Origin of the sequence: Arthrobacter sp. AOP36-A1-22 (assembly GCF_052377615.1) — a bacterium.
In the GTDB taxonomy this organism is placed as follows: Bacteria; Actinomycetota; Actinomycetes; order Actinomycetales; family Micrococcaceae; genus Arthrobacter_H.
This window is the reverse complement of the sequence record NZ_JBQSWX010000004.1, coordinates 17,578-36,889: the sequence shown is the minus strand read 5'-3', so window position 1 is coordinate 36,889 and position 19,312 is coordinate 17,578. Positions and strand designations below refer to the sequence as shown.

Sequence of the window (19,312 nt, the reverse complement as noted above, 5' to 3'; positions counted from 1 at the left end):
TCGAAAGGTACCTGAACTGCACTCCGTCTTGCACCACCCCGAACGGCGAGGTGTTATCAAAACGTGACTTGATTACGATAACTATACGATGGGGGGCTGCGTCAACTACGAACGTCCCCCTGGGGAGACGATCCACAAAAAGTTTACAGCTCAAACCCCGTGATCTCGCGGCAGAATCGATGTATCTGTGATTCCTGTGAGTCTCGGATCGGAGTAGAGATCGGGAGTCCGGACGGACGCCCGAACCCGTTTTTGCTCGGTATTATCCGTAATCCGACCGTTACCGACGTCCTAGGTCACGGTCTCCTGACCTTCAGCGGCGACCCAGCACGTGCCGCAGCGCCGGTTCGAGCTCGGGCTCACGGAAGGCGTAGCCGAACTCCTCGATCCGCCTCGAGGAGCCCCGCTGGTCCGACCGGGCAATTTCGCGGGCCCCCTGGCGGCCCAGGAGCAGGGCCGGGCCGAAGCCCGGGACCGTGAGTCCTGCCGGGCGGTTGAGCACCCTGGCCAACGTGACGGCATAGTCCCGGGCGTCCACCGGATGCGGGGCGACGGCGTTGACAGGTCCGGAGACCCGGTCCTCCAGGGCGGCATGGGCGAAGATCCCCACGACGTCATCGATGCCGATCCAGCTCTGCATGCCGGCCCCGGCCATGCGACCTCCCAGACCGGCGACGAACAACGGCAACAATTGCTGCAACATTCCGCCGGAGGGGCTCTGGACCAGCCCGGTGCGGACGTTCACCACCCGGACCCCGGCCCGTGCCGCCGGTTCGCACGCAGCCTCCCAGGCGAGACAGACATCGGCGAGGAAATCGGTTCCCGGAGGGCCGTCCTCGCTCAAGTCCGTCGGGGCCTGCGCGGGGCGGGCTTCCGGGGAGGCCCCGTAGTACCCCATGGCCGAGGCGGCCACGAGGGTGCGCTGGTGTCCGTCCGCCGACAGGTCGGCCAGCGTCCGGGCGATCAAGGAGGTCCCCACCGTCCGCGATGACATGATGCGTTGCTTGGTGGCTGCGGTGAATCGCCCACCGATCGGGTGCCCGGCCAGGTGGATGACGACGTCGCAGCCCGCCAGCGCCGCAGTGTCGATCCGTCCCGCATCCGGATCCCAGGAGATTTCATCCGTTTCCGTTGCCGGCCCCCTGACCAACCGGAACACCTCGTGCCCGCCGCCTTGGAGCAAGGCCCGCAGCTGGGTGCCGATGAGTCCGCCGGCCCCCGAGATGGCGATCCGTTTCGAGGATGAATCGGCTCCGGAATGCCGGGAGTGGAAGAGCAGGTCGCCGATCACCTGGCGTTCGCGGTATCCGAACATGCGCTTCAGCTCGGTGTTGAAGCGTTCCTTCCCCCACTCCCGGATCCGCCCTCCGGGACCGGAACTGCTGGCCAACGGAAGGTCGTAGGAGACGAAATCACGCATGAGGGTCCCGCCGTCGTCCTCCTCGAAGACGTGCTCATGACGCCAGGAGGCCAGGGGCCCGGATTCCATGACGTCGGTGAAACTGCGCCCGGGGACCAGCCCGACGTGCCGGGCGTGCCAGGGGATTTCGGGTTTGGCCCACCCGGGCAGGTGCAACGGTCCGGCGACGGCTCCGATGGCCGGTCCCAACCCCAGCCCCAGTTGCCCCGGCGCCCCGATGCCGATCACCGCCGTGGAGCCGACGTTCACCCCATCGCTGGGCTCACGACGCACGCTGCCCGAAAACGGGGCGAGCAACCTGACCAGGGCACCGGGACGGGAAAACCAGGCGAAGGCCTCCTCGCGGGGAACCGGCAGGCTGGTGGTGAATTCGAAGTCTGGCAGGGGATTCTCCATGCCCCGAGGCTACGCGTCATCCCCCGGGCCCACCATCGCCCGGGGCCGCCCGCGGGCCCGGGTCGGGGCAACTCAGTTGACGGCGGCACCCAGGGAGAGCAGCGACCAGTACGCACACCCGATGATGACCAGAGCGAATCCGGCCAGCCAGACCGCTGCGGGGACCCCGGTGGCCCGGGCCAGGATGTAGGCATCCGAGCTCTCCAGCCGACGACGCCGGACGTGGACCGCGGCGACCTTGAACCAGTCCTTGACCGCCCCCACCACCAGGGCAATGCCCAGACAGAGGACGACGTAGGCGGAGAATTCCCCGTCGGTGAAGAGCACCAGAACCTGGGCCAGGGCCGCGCATCCAACGGCGATCACGATCCCCACCAGATTGCGGATGAACAGCAAGGCCACCAACAGCAGGATCGCCCCGATGGACAGGGCCGCCCCGGCCCACCCCGAGGAGGCGGCCCAGATCATCGCCGCCCCGGCGACCGCCGGGGCCGGATAGCCCCAGAACCCGGACCAGGCGATGCCGGCACCGCCCCGGCCGGCGCTGACCGTCTCCCCGGAATGATTCAGGTTCAACCGGATGCCGCGGACGATCCGTCCCGTCATCAACGCTGCCAGCGCGTGGCCCAGCTCGTGGACGAACGTGACATACAGGCCGAACCAACGCCACGTGGCCCGCGGCACGCAGAGGGCGACGGCAACGGCGATGATCAGGACCAGCGTCAGGGCCTCGGCATGGAGGGAACGGCCACGGGTGAAGCCGACCAGCAGCGCCTGCCACCAGGAATCAACGGAAATCTGCTCAAGCATGGGTTAGAGGGTAGGGCACCGGGCTGTGAAAAACGTTCTGGCCGGAATCGTCATCCGATCGTCATGTTGTGGTCCGTTTACCCCGCGGTGGGTTCCTTAGGCTGGGAATCCACCTTCTTTACCCAGGAGTAATCAGTGCACGACCCCACCCCCGCCGGGACCGACCGTCCCACGCTTCGTTCCCGCCTGTCCTCCCGGCCCCGTACCGCGCTGCTGGCCGGGATGGCCGTATTGGCCGTGACCGCCGGAGCCATCCTGGTCGGCGGGCAGGGGCAGCCCCAGGGGCAGGAGGCGCTCTTCTCCGACGGCTTTCCGATGGCGCGCCCGATGGCGGCCGGGGACGCGCAGGCGGTCACGTTCTCCGTGGTCGGGGACTCCATCACCGCCGATCACGCCTATCCGGAGCAGGTCTCCCGGCGGATCGTCGGCGAGAGGTCCTGGGCCGTCTTCGCCCAGGACCCCGCCACGACCTTCGCCGGCGGATGGGCCCGGGGAGGTGCCACCACCGCTCAGATGCTGGACGGCTACACCCCCGTGCCCTCCGACGTGCTGGTGGTGATCGCCGGGACCAATGACATCCGCGCCGGGGTCCCCTTCGAACGGATCGGGGAGAACCTGCAGGACATCATTGCGCAGGCGGATTCCGACCGGGTGCTCGTCTCTTCCGTCCCGCCGCGGAACGAATTCCGCACCCGCACCGTCGAATACAACGCGTGGTTGCACGATTTCGTCCTCGAGCAGGGGTGGGGCTGGATCGACGGGTCCCGGGGCCTGCGCGATTCGACCCATCCGGAGGTCTACGCCGAGGGCCTGAGCTACGACGGCACCCACCCCACGGCGGAAGGGGCCCGGATCCTGGGCTCGGCGGTCCAGGCCGCCCTGGGCACCCAGCCCACGGCCCAGGACACCACGGTCGACCTGCCCTAGCCACCCCGTCCCGGGAACAACGAGGGGCGGTCGGGTCTGCGTTGCACCGCAGACCCGACCGCCCCTTGCGGTATCGACGGGTGCTCCTACTGCATGGACTCGAGTTCGCGGCCCTTGGTTTCGGTGACGAACTTGAAGACGAAGAAGAAGGACAACAGGGCAAAGAGCGCGTACAGCCCGTAGGCGAAGACCAATCCGGCCTCGGCCAGCGACGGGAAGGTGGTGGTGACCAGGAAGTTGGCCAGCCATTGGGCGGCTGCGGCCACCGAGAGGGCCACGGCACGCATCTTATTGGAGAACATCTCACCCAGCAGCACCCAGACCACCGGCCCCCACGTCGCGCCGAAGGCGACGACGAACACGTTGGCGGCGATCAGCGCGATCACGCCCCAGGGCTGCGGCAGCGACACGTCGTCGCCGGTGCCCATCGCCTGGCTGAAGGCGACGGCCATCAGGCCCAGGGCGACGGTCATGCCGGCTGAACCAGCCAACAGCAGGGGCTTGCGGCCCACCTTGTCGACCAGCAGGATGGCGACCACGGTCACCAGGATATTGGTGACCGAGGTGATGACGGTGATCGTGAACGAGTTTTCCTCGGTGAAACCGACGGACTTCCACAGGCTGGTGGAGTAGTAGAAGATGACGTTGATGCCCACGAACTGCTGGAAGACCGAGAGCAGGATGCCCACCCAGACGATCGGCAGCAGCCAGCCCTTGCCTCCCACGAGGTTGCGCAGGCCCTGGTTCTTCTCGGTGCTGATGGTGGACTTGATCGAGGCGATCTTCTCGTCGACCTCGTCCCGGCTTTTCAAACCGACGACCTCATGCAGGACCTTGGCGGCCCGGGCCAGCTGGCCGCGGGCCACGAGGTAGCGCGGGGACTCGGGGATCTGCCAGGCCAGTGCCCCGTAGAGGACTGCCGGGATGATCTCGGTCAGGAACATCCAGCGCCAGGCTTCGATACCCAGCCAGCTCACTTCGGAGGCGCCTCCTGAGGTCGCCGCGATGAAGGCGTCGGCGAGCAGGGCGACGAAGATGCCCAGCACGATCGCCATTTGCTGCAGGGAGGCCAGCTTGCCGCGACTGTGCGCGGGGGCGACCTCGGCGATGTAGGCCGGGGCCAGGACCGAGGCCATGCCCACGCCCACACCGCCGATGGTGCGCCAGATGATCAGATCCACCGGGCCAAAGGCAAAACCGGAGCCCAGGGCGGAGATCGTGAACAAGACGGCCGCGACCAGCATCGCCCGCACCCGGCCCTGCTTATCGGCGAAGGGTCCGGCGAACCAGGCGCCGACCATGGCGCCCAGGAGTGCGCAGGAGACGGTGAATCCCAAAAGGACCCCGCTGAGGGCGAATTGTTCCCCGATGGCGTCGACGGCACCGTTGATCACGGCACTGTCGAATCCGAAGAGGAATCCGCCCAATGCGGCGACAATGGAAACCATCACCACTTTTGTGGGGGTCGAGTCATGTTCTGTTGAGACGCTCATGCCCGCAATCGTACGCCTTTGCGCCCCTGCCGGGCAGAGGCTGGCGGGGGCACGGAAACGCCGCGAAACATGAACTTGATCACCCCCCGACCCCGGGCCCCATCGCCGGTCGGAATGCGTCTTCCCCGCGCCCACCGAGCCGGGCGGAAACCGGGCATCGATCGCCTCCGCGACAGCTTCAGAGATCGCCATGAATCGCAATTCATGATTGATTGTCAATCAACTCACTTGCCATGTTCGCAAGTCCTGTTCTACTGTTGGCCCCATGCCAACCGCCGAATCCTCCGCCGACACACTCGCAGACCGTGCCCGGCGGGCCATCCACGACTCGGGACTGGCCCAACGTGACGTCGCCGCCCTCATCGGCATCGACGAGACCAAACTGTCCAAATCACTCAAGGGCATCCGACGCTTCAATCCCGAGGAACTGACCCTGCTGGCCACCAATACCGGCGTGACCGCCAATTGGCTGCTCTCCGGCTCCGACTCCACGGCAGGAGCCTCGGTGGCCCCCTCCTCGGGCATCCTGCCCACCCGGCACCGCGAAGACACCACCTCGGCCCGCAAGCGCCGGCTGATCATCGAACAGTCCTGGTGGCTCTTCGCCGAAATGGGCCACGCCAACGTCAGGATCTCCGATATCGCCCGGGAAACAGGCATGTCCCCGGCTTCGGTGCACTACTACTTCCCGACGAAGCTGGAGATCTTCGCCGAGGCGCTGCGCTACTCGGTCAAGCTGGCCTTCGACCGCCAGGTCACTGAGTTGCACGCCATCCCGGATCCGGTCCAGCGGCTCAAGCAATTGATCCGCCTCCAGCTCCCCGAAGGGGTGGCCGGACGGGCCGAATGGTCGATCTGGCTGCAGACCTGGGGACAGGCCGCCGTGGACCCGAGCCAACGAGACAACCATTCACATGGCTACGAACGCTGGCGCCAAACCGTGGAAGGCATCATCGCCGACGGCCAACGCAGCGGGGTGTTCCGCTCCATCGACGCCGCCGATCTGACCTTGGACATCACCAGCCTGATGGACGGCCTGGGCATCAAGGTCCTGACCGGCATGCTGACCACCGTTCAGATGCAAGAGCACATCGAAAATTTCATTGACCGCACCATCGTCACCCCCGAGGAGTCATCCCATGAATCGTAAAGTCATCGTCACCTGCGCCCTGACCGGCGCCGGGGACACCACGTCCAAGAGCGAATTCGTTCCCGTCACCCCGGATGAGATTGCCGCCGATGCCATTGCCGCGGCCCGGGCCGGCGCCTCGGTCGTCCACATCCACGTGAGGGATCCCGAAACCAAGCAGGGCTCGCGCGATACCGAGCTCTACCGCGAGGTCGTGCGCCAGATCAAGGAATCGGACGTCGATCCGGTCATCAACCTCACCGCCGGCATGGGCGGGGACCTGGTGGTCGACCCCTCCGAGCCGACGGCCCAGTTGCCGGGCACCGATCTGGTCTCGGGGCTGGAGCGGCTGACCCACGTCGAGGAGCTGCGCCCGGAGATCTGCACCATCGACTGCGGTTCGCTGAACTTCGGCGAAGGCAGCAACCTCTACGTCTCCACCCCCGACATGCTCCGCGAGGGCGCCGCCCGCATCAAGGAACTGGGTGTGAAGCCGGAGATGGAGATCTTCGACACCGGCAACCTCTGGTTCGCCAACGTCATGGTCGAGGAAGGGCTGATCGCCCCGCCGCCGCTCTACCAGCTGTGCATGGGCATCCCCTACGGCGCCCCCGTGGATCCTGCCCTGCTGCAGGCCATGGTGAACATGCTGCCCGAGGGGGCCCAGTGGACCTCCTTCGCCATCGGCCGCAACCAGCTGCCCTGGGTCGCCCAGTCGGTGCTCCTCGGTGGCCACGTCCGCGTCGGATTGGAAGACAACCTCTACCTCTCCAAGGGCGTGAAGGCCACCAACGCACAGTTGACCGAACGTGCCATCGGCATCGTCACCGGCATTGGTTCCTCCGTGGCCACCCCCGACGAAGCCCGCGAAATCCTCAAGCTCGAAAAGTAAGGCCTGATTCATGAGCAACTACCCCAACCTGCACGACGTCGAAACGGTGGCCTGCGTGGGCATCGGCACCATTGGTGGCGGCTGGGCCGCCTACTTCCTGTCCCGCGGTTTCCGCGTCCAGGCCTGGGACCCCTCCGCCGATGCCGGTGACAAGTTGGCCGCGCTGATCGATGCCGCCTGGCCGGCGCTGACCCAGTTGGGTCTGGCACCGAATGCTTCCAAGGACAACTGGTCCGTCCACGCCGAACTCGCCGACGCCGTGTCCGGTGTCGGGTTCGTCCAGGAAAGCGCCCCCGAGGACCTGGACCTCAAATCGGATCTGCTGGCCCGGATCGACGCGGTGACCGACACCGACGTCGTCATCGGTTCCTCCACCTCCGGTTACGGGATGAGTGAGATGAACCAACGTGCGGCCCACCCCGAACGCCTGGTCGTCGGCCATCCCTTCAACCCGCCGTACCTGATCCCCCTCGTGGAGGTCGCCGGCGCCGAAGGCACCGATCCGGCAGCGGTGGCCTGGGCCTCGCAGTGGTATGACTTCATCGGCAAGTCGGTGATCACCATGGACCGTGAGGTCCCGGGCTTCATCGCCAACCGCTTGCAGGAGGCGCTCTGGCGCGAGGCCCTGCATATGATCGACAACGGTGAGGCCACGGTCGAACAGATCGATCTGGCCATCACCGATGGCCCCGGCCTGCGCTGGCCGATCCAAGGCCCCATGCTCACCTTCCATCTGGCCGGTGGGCCCGGCGGCATGGCCCATATGCTGGACCACTTCGGCCCCTCCTTGAAGTCGCCGTGGACCCGGCTCGATGCCCCGGAACTGACCCGGAAGCTGCGCGATGACGTCATCGCCGGTTGCGACGAGGAAGCCGGCGAGCGCGGCTTCGCCGATCTGGTCGCCGAACGCGACGCGGCCATCATCGCCGTCCGCACCGTGATCGGGGAGCTGAAGGCGGCACCGAAGGCGGCGGTCTAGGTGGCACTGGAACCGTATTCCACGGCTGTCCTGCCCGAATGGATCGACTATAACGGCCACCTCTCCGAGGCCTACTACGTCCTCGTCTTCGGTTTCGCCACCGATGCGGCCATGGAGACGCTGGGCCTGGGCCCCGTCTACCGGGAGGCCACCTCCAATTCGCTGTACACCGTGGAGGCCCACGTCAGGTATCTGGATGAAACCGGTCTCGGCGCCGAACTGGAGGTCACCACCACGGTGGCCGGCTCGGGGGCCAAGAAACTGCATCTGGCCCACACCATGCGGGTCGACGGCGCGGTGATTGCCACCGAGGAGATCCTGGGGCTGCATGTGAGCCAGGAAACGGGGAAGACCCTTCCCTTCGGACAGGACATCCTGGACGCCATCGAAATCCATCGCGATGACCCCCCGGACTGGAGCGGCCGATCCATCACCTGCTAGCCATCCGCCTACTCCAGGAGCCCCACCGTGACTTCCTCCCCACCTTCCCTCTTTCCCATGCCTCCCCCGGCAGCCCGCGCCCGACGTTCCGGTCCTGAGGGATTCAGCCGCCGGGCATTGCTCGGCAGCGGCATGGCCCTCGGCCTCGGCGCCGTGCTGACCGCTTGCGGGGCCCAACCGGCGATCATCGCCGCACCGACCGGCGATCCACAAACCGGCGGGACCCTGCGCGTCGGGCTCTCCGGAGGTGGCGCCTCAGACACCCTGGACGCCCACATCCCGGTGAACACGACGGATATCGCCCGCGTGGTCAACCTCTACGAAGCACTGCTGTACCGGGATGAGAACTACGACCTGCAGCCGCTGCTGGCGCTGAGTGCGACGCCGGATGAAAAGGCGATGGTCTGGACCGTGAAACTGCGTCCAGGAGTCGTCTTCCATGATGGACGCCCGGTGCGGCCCGAAGACGTCGTCGCCACGTTCAAGCGCATCACCGATCCCGAGGATCCCAAATCCGGTGCCACGGCGCTGGTCGTCCTCGACGAGGTCGCGATCGTGGGCAAGGACACCGTTGAATTCCGGTTGAACTCCCCGTCGGCGACCTTCGACGACTCCTTGGGCCAATACTCGATGGGGATCGTCCCCGCGGATTACGACGCCGCGAAGCCGGTGGGAACCGGCCCCTTCAAGGTCAAGAGCTTCTCGCCCGGCCGGCAGTCGGTCTTCTCCCGCAACGACGGCTATTGGCGCGATCACGAGCCCTATCTGGACGAGTTGGCCATCCTGAACTTCGATGATGACGACGCGATGATCAATGCCCTGCTGTCCAGCCAGGTCGACGCGATCGGACAGATCCCGTTGGCACTGACCGAAGTCATCGGTTCGGACCCGCGTATCGGGATCCTGAACTCGGAGACCGGCATGTGGCTGCCGTTCACCATGCGGGTGGACCGCAAACCCTTCGACGACGTCCGGGTCCGGCAGGCCTTCAAGCTCGCCGTGGACCGGGAGCAGATGATCGAGCAGGTCCTCAGCGGCCACGGCACCATCGGCAACGACGTCTTCGCCCCCTTCGACCCCGGAACGACCGGGTTGACCCAGCGCACGCAGGATATCGCCAAGGCCAAGTCCCTGCTCGCCGAGGCGGGGTACCCCAACGGACTGGACGTGGAGCTCGTCACGGCCCCCATCCAATCCGGCGCCGTCGAGGCGGCCCAGGTCTTCGCCCAACAGGCGGCGGCCTCCGGGATCAGGGTCAAGATCCGCCGCACCGACACCACCACCTATTTCGGCGACGACTACCTCCAATGGGACTTCGCCCAGGACTTCTACTACACCCGCAACTTCCTGCCGCAGGTGGACAACTCCCTGCTGAAGGATTCCCCCTATAACGAAACCCACTGGGACAACGCCGATTTCGTCGACCTCGTCAACCAGGCCAAGGCCACCGTGGACGAAGACCAACGCAACCAGCAGATCGCCAAGGCCCAACGCCTGCTCTACGACGAAGGTGGATACATCATTTGGGGACACCCCAACCAGGCCGATGCCTTCCAGCACTATGTCGCCGGACTGGTACCCAATAAAACCGGGCTGGCCCTGTCCGGCTACGAATTCCGTCGTGTGTGGATGGGAGGCACGAAATGATCCTCAAACTCGTTTCCCGACGCCTGTTGGTCAGCGTGCTGATCCTGCTGGTCGTCTCCATCATGGTCTTCGTGGCCACCCTGCTGCTCCCCGGAGACCCGGCCCAAGCCGTGCTCGGCCAACAGGCGACCCCCGAACGGCTCGAGGCGCTGCGTGAGCAGATGAACCTCAACGACCCGGTGGTCATGCGCTACCTCTCCTGGCTCGGAGGACTGTTCACCGGCAACTTCGGCTACTCGGCGGCCACCGCCGGCCCGGTCTCCGCCCTGATCGGCGAGCGCATCACCGCCTCGCTGGTCCTGATGGGCATCGCCGCGGTCATCAGCATTCCGGTGGGCATCATCGTGGGCACCTACAGTGCCTTGCGTCGTGGCCGCTTCGCCGACCATGTCGCGACCACCACTTCGCTGGTCCTGGCCGCGATGCCCGAGTTCGTCATCGGCATCGTGATGATCACGCTCTTCTCCACCACGGTCTTCAAGATCCTTCCCTCCGTCACCCTGGCCCCGCCGGGTGAACCCGTCTGGAACTATCCGCTGCAGCTGGTGTTGCCGGCCCTGACCCTGGTCCTGGTCGTCACCCCCTACATCGTGCGGATGATGCGTGCCACGATGATCGAGGTGCTGGATTCCGGCTTCGTGGAAATGGCCCGACTCAAGGGCGTCCCGGAGCGCACGGTGATCCTGCGCCACGCAGTCCCCCATGCGCTGGGCCCCGTGGCCCAGGTGGTCGCCATCCAGTTGGCGTGGATGGCCGGCGGCGTGGTCGTCATCGAGTTCCTGTTCCGCTACCCGGGCATCGGCCAGGCCCTGGTCGACGCCGTGTCCAACCGTGACGTCCAAGTCGTCCAGGCGATTTCGATGCTCATCGCCGCCGCCTACATCGTGGTGAACCTGCTGGCCGACATCGTCGGCATAGCCACCAACCCGAAGCTCAGGACGGAGTCCGCCCGATGAGTACCAACAACACCCCCACCGACATGGCCGGATCGGCCATCGACGACGAAGTCTCCTCCGCCCCCGGGTTGTTCCGGCGCATGATGCGCCAGAAGCAGGCCAGGATCGGCGCCGTGCTGACCGGGATCGTGCTGCTGGTGGCCCTGGTGGGCCCGCTGCTGCTTCCCTGGGCCACCGGATTCACCAGCACCTCCTTCTCCGGTAGGCCGTTCCAACCGGACGGCATCTTCGGAACCGACAACCTCGGCCGCGACATCCTCAGCCGTTTCCTCGACGGTGGACTACGGCTGCTGGCCTACGCGGCCCTGGCCACCGCCCTGGGCATGGTGGTCGGTGTGGTGATCGGCATGGCCGCCGCCTACTCACGGCCCTGGCTCGACAACCTGATCATGCGCTCCAACGACGTCCTGCTGGCCTTGCCGCAGCTGGTCTTCGCCCTGTTGGCGATCACCGTCCTGGGCCCCAAGGGCTGGGTCCTGGTGACCGTCATCGGCATCACCCACGCCCCCCGGGTCGCCCGGGTGACCCGTTCGGCGACCGCCTCGGTGATCACCGAGGACTTCGTCCGCGCCTCGGAAATGTATGCCGTCCCGAAATGGAAGATCCTGCTCAAGGACGTGCTGCCGAACATCACCGGCCCCCTCATGGTGGAACTGGGCCTGCGCATGACGTACTCCATCGGTTTCGTCGCCGCCCTGTCCTTCCTGGGCCTGGGCATGCAACCACCGACCGCCGACTGGGGCCTGATGATCAACGAGAACCGCATTGCGTTGACCGTCCAACCCTGGGGCGTCATCCTGCCGGTGGTGGCCATCGCCATCCTGACCGTCGGGACCAACCTCCTCACCGATTCCCTGGCACGGGCCTCGGCCAACCTGAACGCGGGAGAATGAACATGGACACCGTGAAGAACGAAGCACCAACCGTCGCGGCACTGCGGGCCACCGACCTGCGGGTCGCCACGCTGGCCGGCAAGGAGATCCTGCACGGGATCGACTTCGAGTTGCACCCGGGACGGATCCTGGCGCTGGTCGGGGAATCCGGATCGGGGAAGACCACCGCGGGCCTGGCCTGCATGGGTCATTTCCGCCAGGGCCTGAAACTGACCGCCGGCTCCGTCCATCTGGGTAGCGAAGAGGCCTCGGGCAACCTGCTCGAGCTCAGCGCCCCGAAGGTCCGGGTCCTGCGGGGCGGATCCATCTCCTATGTCCCGCAGGACCCCGCGCTGTCGTTGAACCCCGCCATGCGGATCGGCGAGCAGGTCCTGGAGACGCTCCAGGTCCACGGCTTTGGTGCGAACGACCACGAGCGCGCCGCCCGGGTGGACGAGGTCCTCACCGAGGTCGGCCTGCAGAACGATGCAGCCTACCGCCGCCGCTACCCCCACCAGCTCTCCGGTGGACAGCAGCAGCGCGTGGGGATCGCCATGGCCTTCGCCTGCCGTCCCTCGGTGATGATCCTGGATGAACCGACCACCGGCCTGGACGTCACCACGCAGGCACTGGTCCTGGAAACCATCCACGAAATGGCCGAACGGCATCAGGTCGCGGGCCTGTACATCACCCATGATCTGGCCGTCGTCGCCACGGTCGCCGACGAGGTCCTGGTCATGCTGTCCGGCGACGTCGTCGAACGGGGCTCCATCCAGGACGTGTTGTTCTCGCCCCGGCACCGCTATACCCGCAAACTGCTCGCCGCGGTTCCCGACCTGGCCGGCAAACGCCGGGTGGGCGATGTGGAGGCGATCACCGGGGAACAACCCCTGCTGATCCCCGGGCCCCACGCCCCCGGGGAGCCGCGTATCAACACCATCCCCGAAGCCTCGGCAGCAGAGTCTTCCGCGGACGCAACGTCGTCGTCCACCGAGGTCCTCTCGGTCTCGGGGCTGGAGCTGTCCTACGGTCCGGCCCGGATCCTCGACGGAATCGACCTCACACTCGAGGCGGGCGAGTCGATGATGCTGCTGGGCGAATCAGGGTCGGGCAAGACCACGCTCTCGCGGTGCATCGCCGGACTGAACGACGACTACCACGGCACCGTTTCGCTCCGTGGCACCGCACTGGCCGAGGGGACCCGTGGGCGCACCGCCGAAGAGCGCCAAGCGATCCAGTACGTGTTCCAAAGCCCCTTCTCCTCACTGAATCCGCGGCGCAGCATCTGCGAATCGGTGGAGGTGCCCTTGGAGATGGCCGGGATATCCAGTCGGCGCAAACGCCGCACCCTGGTGCACGAGGCGCTGGACCAGGTCAAGCTGGGCTCCAGCTACCTGGACCGCCGGCCGGGCGAACTCAGCGGTGGCGAGCGCCAGCGTGCTGCCATCGCCCGCGCCCTGGTCAACGCGCCCTCGGTCCTGGTCTGCGACGAGATCACCTCCGCCCTGGACGTCTCCGTCCAGGCCTCCATCCTGGACCTGCTGCGCACCCTGCAGTTGGACACCGGGATGTCGATGCTCTTCGTCACCCACAACATCGCCTTGGCCCGGCATATCTCCCAACGGCTGGCCGTGTTGCAGCGCGGACTGATCGTGGATCTGGGCCCCACGGAAGAGGTGCTGAACAACCCGCAGCACGCCTACACCCGTCAGCTGCTCGACCATGTCCCCACGTTCTAAGGAAGCTCCCACCATGCCCACCGACACCTCGCCAGCGCCTTCACCAGCGGGCGGTTCGGCATCCCTCACCCTGCAATCCCATAACGATGCGGCTCTGCCCGCGGCGGACTTCGCCATGCTGCAGGAGACGTTCGCCAAACACCTCCAGGCCAGCGCCGGCGGGATGTCCTTCTGTGTCTACCGCGAAGGCGCCCCCGTGGCCCGTTTCCATGGGGGCACGACGGTGAAGGCCGGAATGGACCCGGCACCGGGACTGGCCGGCCCGGCCGTCTGGGACGAAAACACCCGTGCCGTGCTGTTCTCGGGAACCAAGGGCCTCGTGGCGACCGTAGCCGCGATCGTCGTCGGCCGCGGCCAACTCGACGTCCGCCGTCCGGTCGCCGACTACTGGCCGGAGTTCGCCGCAGCCGGCAAGGCCGACGTGCCGGTGTCGATGCTGCTGAACCACACGGTCGGGCTGGTCTATGTGGACCCCGAACCCGACGGGGAAAACACCAGGTACGACAACCGGCTCAACGCCTCCATCCTGGCCGCCCAGGCCCCGCTGTGGGAACCGGGGACGAAGGTCGCCTACCATGCGATCACCTATGGGTACCTGATGGCCGAGCTGCTGCTCCGGGCCACCGGCCAGGACATCGGCACCCTCATCCGCGAACTGCTTGCCGAGCCGTTGGGCCTGGACCTGCACCTGGGACTGCCCCCGGAACTCGACGGAAGGGTCGCGACCATCTTCCGGGCCGATGACTACGCGATCAGCACCTTCCTCAAGGATGCCGAACGACGCCGGATCGTGGACCGGATGTATGCGGGCTCGCTCACCGGGGAGAAGGACTGCTTCAATTCGGTGGAGATGCGCCGCGGGCAATTGGCTGCCGGCGGAGGGATCGCCACCGCCGAATCCATGGCCAGCCTCTACTCCCAGCTGGCCGCCCCGGGACAGACCCTGGTGGATCCCACGGCCCTGGCCGACGCCACCGGGACCTGGTCCGAAGGCGTCGACGCGGTCAACGACCGTCCGCTGCGCTTCGGCCTCGGCTACGAGCTCGCCGACCCGATCGGCACCTACGGCCCCGTGGCCCCGGCCTTCGGACATTCCGGTGCCGGCGGCGGACTCCACGGGGCCTGGCCGGGCAAGAACATCGGCTTCTCCTTCCTGATCAACGAGATGCTCTCCGAGGACCAGGACCGGCGCGTGAAGGACCTGCTGGCGGCGCTCGCCCGGATCGTCTAGTCCCGGGGCCGGGGTTTCGCCCGCCGGGGCCCCGGCGCTGCCGCTACTGTGTGGGTATGCAATCCCCCATCGAGAGCTACCTGCGACGGCTGCACACCGAATTGTCGAGCCTGCGCGACGGGACCCCCTACCAGGACATCCCCGCGACCTCCCATGGCAACCCCGACGACTTCGCGATCTGCCTGGCCACGGTCGACGGCTACGTCTACGAGGTCGGCGATGCCGATACCGAGTTCTCGATCCAATCGGTGTCCAAGCCGTTCACCTACGGCCTGGCCCTGGAGGACCTGGGCCCGGACGCGGTGGACGAGAAGATCGACGTCGAACCCTCCGGTGATGCCTTCAACGAGATCTCGCTCTCCGAGGGCACCGGCCGGCCGGCCAACGCGATGATCAACGCCGGGGCCATCGCCGCGACCTCGCTGATCAAGGGCTCGGGCGGACGCCAGGGCTTCGAGAGGATCCTGGCCACCTATTCGGATTTCGCCGGCCGGCCGTTGAAGGTCCGCGAATCGATCTACCGCTCGGAGATCCGCACCGGCCACCGCAACCGGGCCATGGCCAACCTGCTGCGCAGCTTCAACGTCATCGAACACGACCCGGAAAAGGCGCTGCGCAACTACTTCCGCCAATGCTCGGTGATGGTCAACGCCCGGGATCTGGCCCTCATGGCCGCCACCCTGGCCAACGGCGGCACGCAGCCACTCACCGGCAAGGAGGTCATGGGGATCGATTCGGTCCAGCGGGTGCTTTCGGTGATGATGACCTGCGGCATGTATGACGACGCCGGATCGTGGACCAGCGCCGTGGGCATGCCCGCCAAATCCGGGGTCGGCGGCGGCCTGCTGGCGGTCCTTCCCGGCCAGTTGGGCTTGGCGGTCTATTCCCCGCCGTTGAACGAGCACGGCTCCCCCGTGCGCGGGGTGGCCGCCTCCGAACGCATGGCCGCGGACATGGAACTGCATTTCGTCCGGGCGGCCCGCATGGGCCGCTCGGTCATCAGCGAACGCTACGACCTGACCGAGGCTCCCTCCGGGGTCCGCCACAACGACGACGCCGCGGCGGTGCTCGAAGAGCACGGGCACCGGGCGCAGATCCTCGAACTGAACGGGGACCTGCTCTTCGCCGGCGCCGAGTCGATGGTCCGGGCCATCAGTGCGCTGCCCGAAGAGGTGGAGCTGGTGATCCTGGACGTGCGCCGGATCGACGAGGTCGGGGACGTGGCCCTGACCATGCTCTCCGAGGTGCGCGACGGGCTGGTCGAGGAGAAACGCCGGCTGATCCTGATCGAAACCGAGGGGGTCATCGCCGATGCCATGACCGCCGGACGCAACGACGTCCCCGTCTTCGGCACCCGCAACGACGCGGTGGAGTGGGCCGAGGAGTGGATCATTGCCCTGCACGGCGGCCCCGGGCTGGTCCCCGACGTCGTACAGCTGCCCGACTTCCCCGCCGTGGGACCCCTGGAGCCGGAACAGATCACTGCCCTTGAAACGCATATGGAGGAACGCACCTACGACGACGGGCAGGTCATACGGCGGGTGGGACAGAAGTTCGGCGGCGTCTATTTCATCCTCTCGGGCAAGGTGGCCACCACCAGCACCCAACAGGGACACCGGTTCCGCCATGCGACCCTGGGCGCCGGCATGACCTTCGGCGAGATCGCCCTGGGCGGGGACCGCGGCCAGTCCCTGCGCGTCACGGCCGAGGGGCGGGTCCAGCTCAAGGTACTGCCCGCCGAAGCCATCGCCCACCTCGAGGCCGATGATCCGTCGTTGGCCCTCTCCTTCTGGAAGGCGGTGGCCCGCGACGCCTACACCCGCGTGGAGCAGAGCTTCCGCGAGGCAGCCGTGCGCGAACGCGACCAGACCTTCCACGACGAAACGAACCGCTGAAGGGCCGACCCGACCCGCTGGCGTCGTTCCCCAGGACACATTATTTCTTAAATTGCATAGGTCTTTGATATAAATAACTTATGCAAAACATGACGCGGACCCCCGAGCCGGAGGAAATCTCCGACGTGGCCGGGCTGCTGGAGGAACTCTTCCGGCTCTCCCGGCGGCTGACCCCACCCGGGAACTACTCGTTGACCGTCTACTCGGCGTTGGCCTCGCTCAAACGCCATGGAGACGCCCGCCTGACGGCACTGGCCGCCCATGAGGGCGTCAGCCAGCCCTCGATGACCCAGGCCGTCGGCCGGCTCAAACGCGAAGGCCTGGTCCAGCAGGTCCCCGATCCCAGCGATGGTCGAGCCGTCCTGATTTCGATCACGGACACCGGCCTGGCAGCCCTGGCCGCCCGGAGCCAACGCCGCAGCGAAGGCGTCGCCGAGCTGCTGGCCGCACTGGATGCCACCGATCAGCATTCGATCATCGCCGCGACCGGGGCCCTGCGCCGGCTCATCGACGCAGCCCCCGACCAACGCCCCGACGGCAAATAAGCACAGCACCAACCCATCCCATATCCCTCGATTGGAGCACCGATGACCGGAGCACCAACGACCAGCCCTTCCCGGCCGGCCAGTCCCTTCAAACAACCCAAAGCCGTCTGGGTGCTGGCCTTCGCCTGCGTCGTCTCCTTCATGGGGATCGGCCTGGTGGACCCCATCCTCCCCGCCATTTCCGAACAGCTGGAGGCCTCGCCCAGCCAGGTGACGCTGCTGTTCACCAGCTACCTGCTGGTTACCGCCGTCGCGATGCTCTTCACCGGGTGGATCTCCAGCCACATCGGGGCCAAACGCACCCTGGTCTACGGCCTGACGATCATCGTCATCTTCGCCGCCCTGGCCGGCTTCTCCGGGTCCATCGACGGCATCGTGGGCTTCCGCGCCGGGTGGGGTGTCGGCAACGCGATGTTCATCGCCACCTCGTTGGCGGTCATCGTGGCCTCGGCCAGCGGCGGCTTCGTCGGGGCCATCGTGCTCTACGAGGCGGCCCTGGGCCTGGGCATGGCCGCCGGGCCGCTGGTTGGCGGCCTGCTGGGCTCCATCTCCTGGCGCGGCCCCTTCTTCGGGGTCGCCGGCCTGATGCTCATCGCCCTGATCGCCACCATCGTGCTGGTGGAGCCCACGCCCAAACCCGTGAAGAAGACCTCCATCCTGGATCCGCTGAAGGCCCTGCGCCACCGCGGTCTGCTGACCATGTCGCTGATGGCCCTGTTCTACAACTGGGCGTTCTTCACCGTGCTGGGCTACGCCCCCTTCCCGATGGGCCTGGACGCGATCCACCTGGGCTTCGTGTTCTTCGGCTGGGGTGTCCTGGTCGCCGGGTTCTCCGTCTTCGGGGCCCCCTGGCTGCAGCGCAAGCTCGGCATCGCCGGCACCTTGTACATGAACCTCTCGCTCTTCGCCGTGACGATCCTGATCATCGGCATCTGGGTGCACAACACCTCGGTGCTCATTCCGGCGGTCATCGCCACCGGCATCTTCATCGGCATCAACAACACGGTCACCACCCAGGCCGTCATGACCGTCTCACCGGTCGAACGCTCCGTCGCCTCGGCCGCCTACGGCTTCGTCCGCTTCATCGGCGGCGGCCTGGCCCCGCTGGCCGCCGGCAAGCTGGTGGAGCACTACAACATGCATGTGCCCTTCATCCTCGGCGCCGTGGCCCTGGTCATCGGCCTGGTCATCCTGATGTCGGGACATAAGCTCCTCCGCAAGGCCGAAGAAGCACAAGCCGCCGATACAGCGGCGGCAGGCTCCACCGGGGAACCGGGCACCGAAGCACCCGAAGACGCCCTGGCCATTGCCGACCGCCGGATCATCCCCGTCGAACATGCAGCCACCGCCGTCGTCCCCGAAGGGCTCCAGGGAGCCGTCGTGGCGGCCATCGGCTCCTCCGACTCCGCCGACCGGATCGTGGACAAGGCCCTGCGGGTCGCCGCCGCCGCGAAACTTCGGGTCGACGTGATCCACGTCCTGGAATCGGTCATCGCCAGTGATGCAGCAATCGACGGCGAGGACCTGGACACGGCGTCGGCAGCCGTGCGCGCCCAGTTGGATCGCCTCGCCGCCGCAGGCGTCGGCGCCGCCGGATACGTGTTGGGCACCGGGCCGGGCCGCCCCGAGGACCATGCCGGTGCCGGACGAGCGGTGGCCGAATATGCCAACCGCATCCAAGCCAGGTCCCTGGTCATCGGGGCCCCGACCCATGGCGGGCTCTCCGCGCTCATGGACGCCTCCGCCAGCCAGGAGATCTGGCGTACCGCCCACACGGATGTCACCATCGTGAACCCGGAGGCGGCGCAGCCCGTCGGGCCCTGACCGGGTCTTGCACGATTCCGTTGGCCCGTCCGGCACCTGGTGCCGGGCGGGCCTTCGCCGTCCCCTGCCGCCGCGGTGCCTGCGGCAGCCCTGGCGGACCGGCAGGCGGGGACAAG

The 19,312-nt window shown here is 66.9% G+C and carries 16 protein-coding genes; 13 read left to right on the top strand and 3 right to left on the bottom strand.

Annotation, left to right across the window (positions count from 1 at the left end):
- Positions 1 to 313 precede the first annotated feature (313 nt).
- The gene (locus tag ACT3S2_RS03670; RefSeq protein ID WP_444561248.1) at positions 314 to 1,816 is read right to left on the bottom strand and encodes a TIGR01777 family oxidoreductase; all 1,503 of its coding nucleotides are present in this window, start codon (positions 1,814 to 1,816) and stop codon (positions 314 to 316) included.
- 72 nt (positions 1,817 to 1,888) lie between these two features.
- Positions 1,889 to 2,626: a M50 family metallopeptidase gene (locus tag ACT3S2_RS03665; protein WP_444555056.1), complete on the bottom strand. Its 738-nt coding sequence runs from the start codon at positions 2,624 to 2,626 to the stop codon at positions 1,889 to 1,891.
- A 135-nt stretch (positions 2,627 to 2,761) separates the two neighbouring features.
- On the opposite strand from ACT3S2_RS03665, the gene ACT3S2_RS03660 reads away from it, so the two are divergent.
- Positions 2,762 to 3,553, top strand: coding sequence for an SGNH/GDSL hydrolase family protein (locus ACT3S2_RS03660; protein ID WP_444555055.1), 792 nt, complete (start codon positions 2,762 to 2,764; stop codon positions 3,551 to 3,553).
- 86 nt (positions 3,554 to 3,639) lie between these two features.
- On the opposite strand, the gene ACT3S2_RS03655 is transcribed toward ACT3S2_RS03660, so the two are convergent.
- Complete coding sequence (locus tag ACT3S2_RS03655) at positions 3,640 to 5,046, bottom strand: sugar porter family MFS transporter (RefSeq protein ID WP_444555054.1); 1,407 nt, start codon at positions 5,044 to 5,046, stop codon at positions 3,640 to 3,642.
- Positions 5,047 to 5,311: 265 nt separating this feature from the next.
- On the opposite strand from ACT3S2_RS03655, the gene ACT3S2_RS03650 reads away from it, so the two are divergent.
- From ACT3S2_RS03650 to ACT3S2_RS03595, 12 genes are all read left to right on the top strand, one after another.
- Positions 5,312 to 6,196, top strand: coding sequence for a TetR family transcriptional regulator C-terminal domain-containing protein (locus tag ACT3S2_RS03650; RefSeq protein WP_444555053.1), 885 nt, complete (start codon positions 5,312 to 5,314; stop codon positions 6,194 to 6,196).
- On the top strand, positions 6,186 to 7,067 hold the full coding sequence (locus tag ACT3S2_RS03645; RefSeq protein ID WP_444561247.1) for a 3-keto-5-aminohexanoate cleavage protein: 882 nt from the start codon (positions 6,186 to 6,188) through the stop codon (positions 7,065 to 7,067). Before ACT3S2_RS03650 ends, ACT3S2_RS03645 begins: the two co-directional genes overlap by 11 nt.
- Before the next feature lie 10 nt (positions 7,068 to 7,077).
- The gene (locus tag ACT3S2_RS03640; RefSeq protein WP_444555051.1) at positions 7,078 to 8,046 is read left to right on the top strand and encodes a 3-hydroxyacyl-CoA dehydrogenase NAD-binding domain-containing protein; all 969 of its coding nucleotides are present in this window, start codon (positions 7,078 to 7,080) and stop codon (positions 8,044 to 8,046) included.
- Entirely contained in the window at positions 8,047 to 8,487 is a 441-nt protein-coding gene (locus ACT3S2_RS03635) for a thioesterase family protein (protein WP_444555050.1), read from the top strand. It begins immediately after the preceding gene.
- 27 nt (positions 8,488 to 8,514) lie between these two features.
- A complete protein-coding gene (locus ACT3S2_RS03630) occupies positions 8,515 to 10,134 on the top strand; it encodes an ABC transporter substrate-binding protein (protein WP_444561246.1) in 1,620 nt (539 codons plus the stop codon).
- Positions 10,131 to 11,090 (top strand): ABC transporter permease, encoded by a 960-nt coding sequence (locus ACT3S2_RS03625; protein ID WP_444555048.1) that lies wholly within the window; start codon positions 10,131 to 10,133, stop codon positions 11,088 to 11,090. The genes ACT3S2_RS03630 and ACT3S2_RS03625 overlap by 4 nt, the downstream gene beginning before the upstream one ends.
- Positions 11,087 to 11,983: an ABC transporter permease gene (locus ACT3S2_RS03620; protein WP_444555047.1), complete on the top strand. Its 897-nt coding sequence runs from the start codon at positions 11,087 to 11,089 to the stop codon at positions 11,981 to 11,983. The genes ACT3S2_RS03625 and ACT3S2_RS03620 overlap by 4 nt, the downstream gene beginning before the upstream one ends.
- Before the next feature lie 2 nt (positions 11,984 to 11,985).
- Positions 11,986 to 13,701: an ABC transporter ATP-binding protein gene (locus ACT3S2_RS03615; protein WP_444555046.1), complete on the top strand. Its 1,716-nt coding sequence runs from the start codon at positions 11,986 to 11,988 to the stop codon at positions 13,699 to 13,701.
- A 13-nt stretch (positions 13,702 to 13,714) separates the two neighbouring features.
- Positions 13,715 to 14,932, top strand: coding sequence for a serine hydrolase domain-containing protein (locus ACT3S2_RS03610; protein ID WP_444555045.1), 1,218 nt, complete (start codon positions 13,715 to 13,717; stop codon positions 14,930 to 14,932).
- A 56-nt stretch (positions 14,933 to 14,988) separates the two neighbouring features.
- Positions 14,989 to 16,827: a glutaminase A gene (glsA, locus tag ACT3S2_RS03605; RefSeq protein WP_444561245.1), complete on the top strand. Its 1,839-nt coding sequence runs from the start codon at positions 14,989 to 14,991 to the stop codon at positions 16,825 to 16,827.
- Positions 16,828 to 16,907: 80 nt separating this feature from the next.
- Complete coding sequence (locus ACT3S2_RS03600; RefSeq protein WP_444561244.1) at positions 16,908 to 17,372, top strand: MarR family winged helix-turn-helix transcriptional regulator; 465 nt, start codon at positions 16,908 to 16,910, stop codon at positions 17,370 to 17,372.
- A gap of 42 nt (positions 17,373 to 17,414) precedes the next feature.
- Positions 17,415 to 19,196, top strand: a complete 1,782-nt coding sequence (locus ACT3S2_RS03595; RefSeq protein ID WP_444555042.1) for an MFS transporter — start codon at positions 17,415 to 17,417, stop codon at positions 19,194 to 19,196.
- Positions 19,197 to 19,312 lie beyond the last annotated feature (116 nt).

Coding starts and splice junctions, on each gene's coding strand:
- glsA (WP_444561245.1), top strand. CDS start 14,989: ATGCAATCCCCCATCGAGAGCTACCTGCGACGGCTGCACACCGAATTG.
- ACT3S2_RS03645 (WP_444561247.1), top strand. CDS start 6,186: ATGAATCGTAAAGTCATCGTCACCTGCGCCCTGACCGGCGCCGGGGAC.
- ACT3S2_RS03625 (WP_444555048.1), top strand. CDS start 10,131: ATGATCCTCAAACTCGTTTCCCGACGCCTGTTGGTCAGCGTGCTGATC.
- ACT3S2_RS03640 (WP_444555051.1), top strand. CDS start 7,078: ATGAGCAACTACCCCAACCTGCACGACGTCGAAACGGTGGCCTGCGTG.
- ACT3S2_RS03670 (WP_444561248.1), bottom strand. CDS start 1,816: ATGGAGAATCCCCTGCCAGACTTCGAATTCACCACCAGCCTGCCGGTT.
- ACT3S2_RS03620 (WP_444555047.1), top strand. CDS start 11,087: ATGAGTACCAACAACACCCCCACCGACATGGCCGGATCGGCCATCGAC.
- ACT3S2_RS03615 (WP_444555046.1), top strand. CDS start 11,986: ATGGACACCGTGAAGAACGAAGCACCAACCGTCGCGGCACTGCGGGCC.
- ACT3S2_RS03610 (WP_444555045.1), top strand. CDS start 13,715: ATGCCCACCGACACCTCGCCAGCGCCTTCACCAGCGGGCGGTTCGGCA.
- ACT3S2_RS03600 (WP_444561244.1), top strand. CDS start 16,908: ATGCAAAACATGACGCGGACCCCCGAGCCGGAGGAAATCTCCGACGTG.
- ACT3S2_RS03650 (WP_444555053.1), top strand. CDS start 5,312: ATGCCAACCGCCGAATCCTCCGCCGACACACTCGCAGACCGTGCCCGG.
- ACT3S2_RS03665 (WP_444555056.1), bottom strand. CDS start 2,626: ATGCTTGAGCAGATTTCCGTTGATTCCTGGTGGCAGGCGCTGCTGGTC.
- ACT3S2_RS03655 (WP_444555054.1), bottom strand. CDS start 5,046: ATGAGCGTCTCAACAGAACATGACTCGACCCCCACAAAAGTGGTGATG.
- ACT3S2_RS03595 (WP_444555042.1), top strand. CDS start 17,415: ATGACCGGAGCACCAACGACCAGCCCTTCCCGGCCGGCCAGTCCCTTC.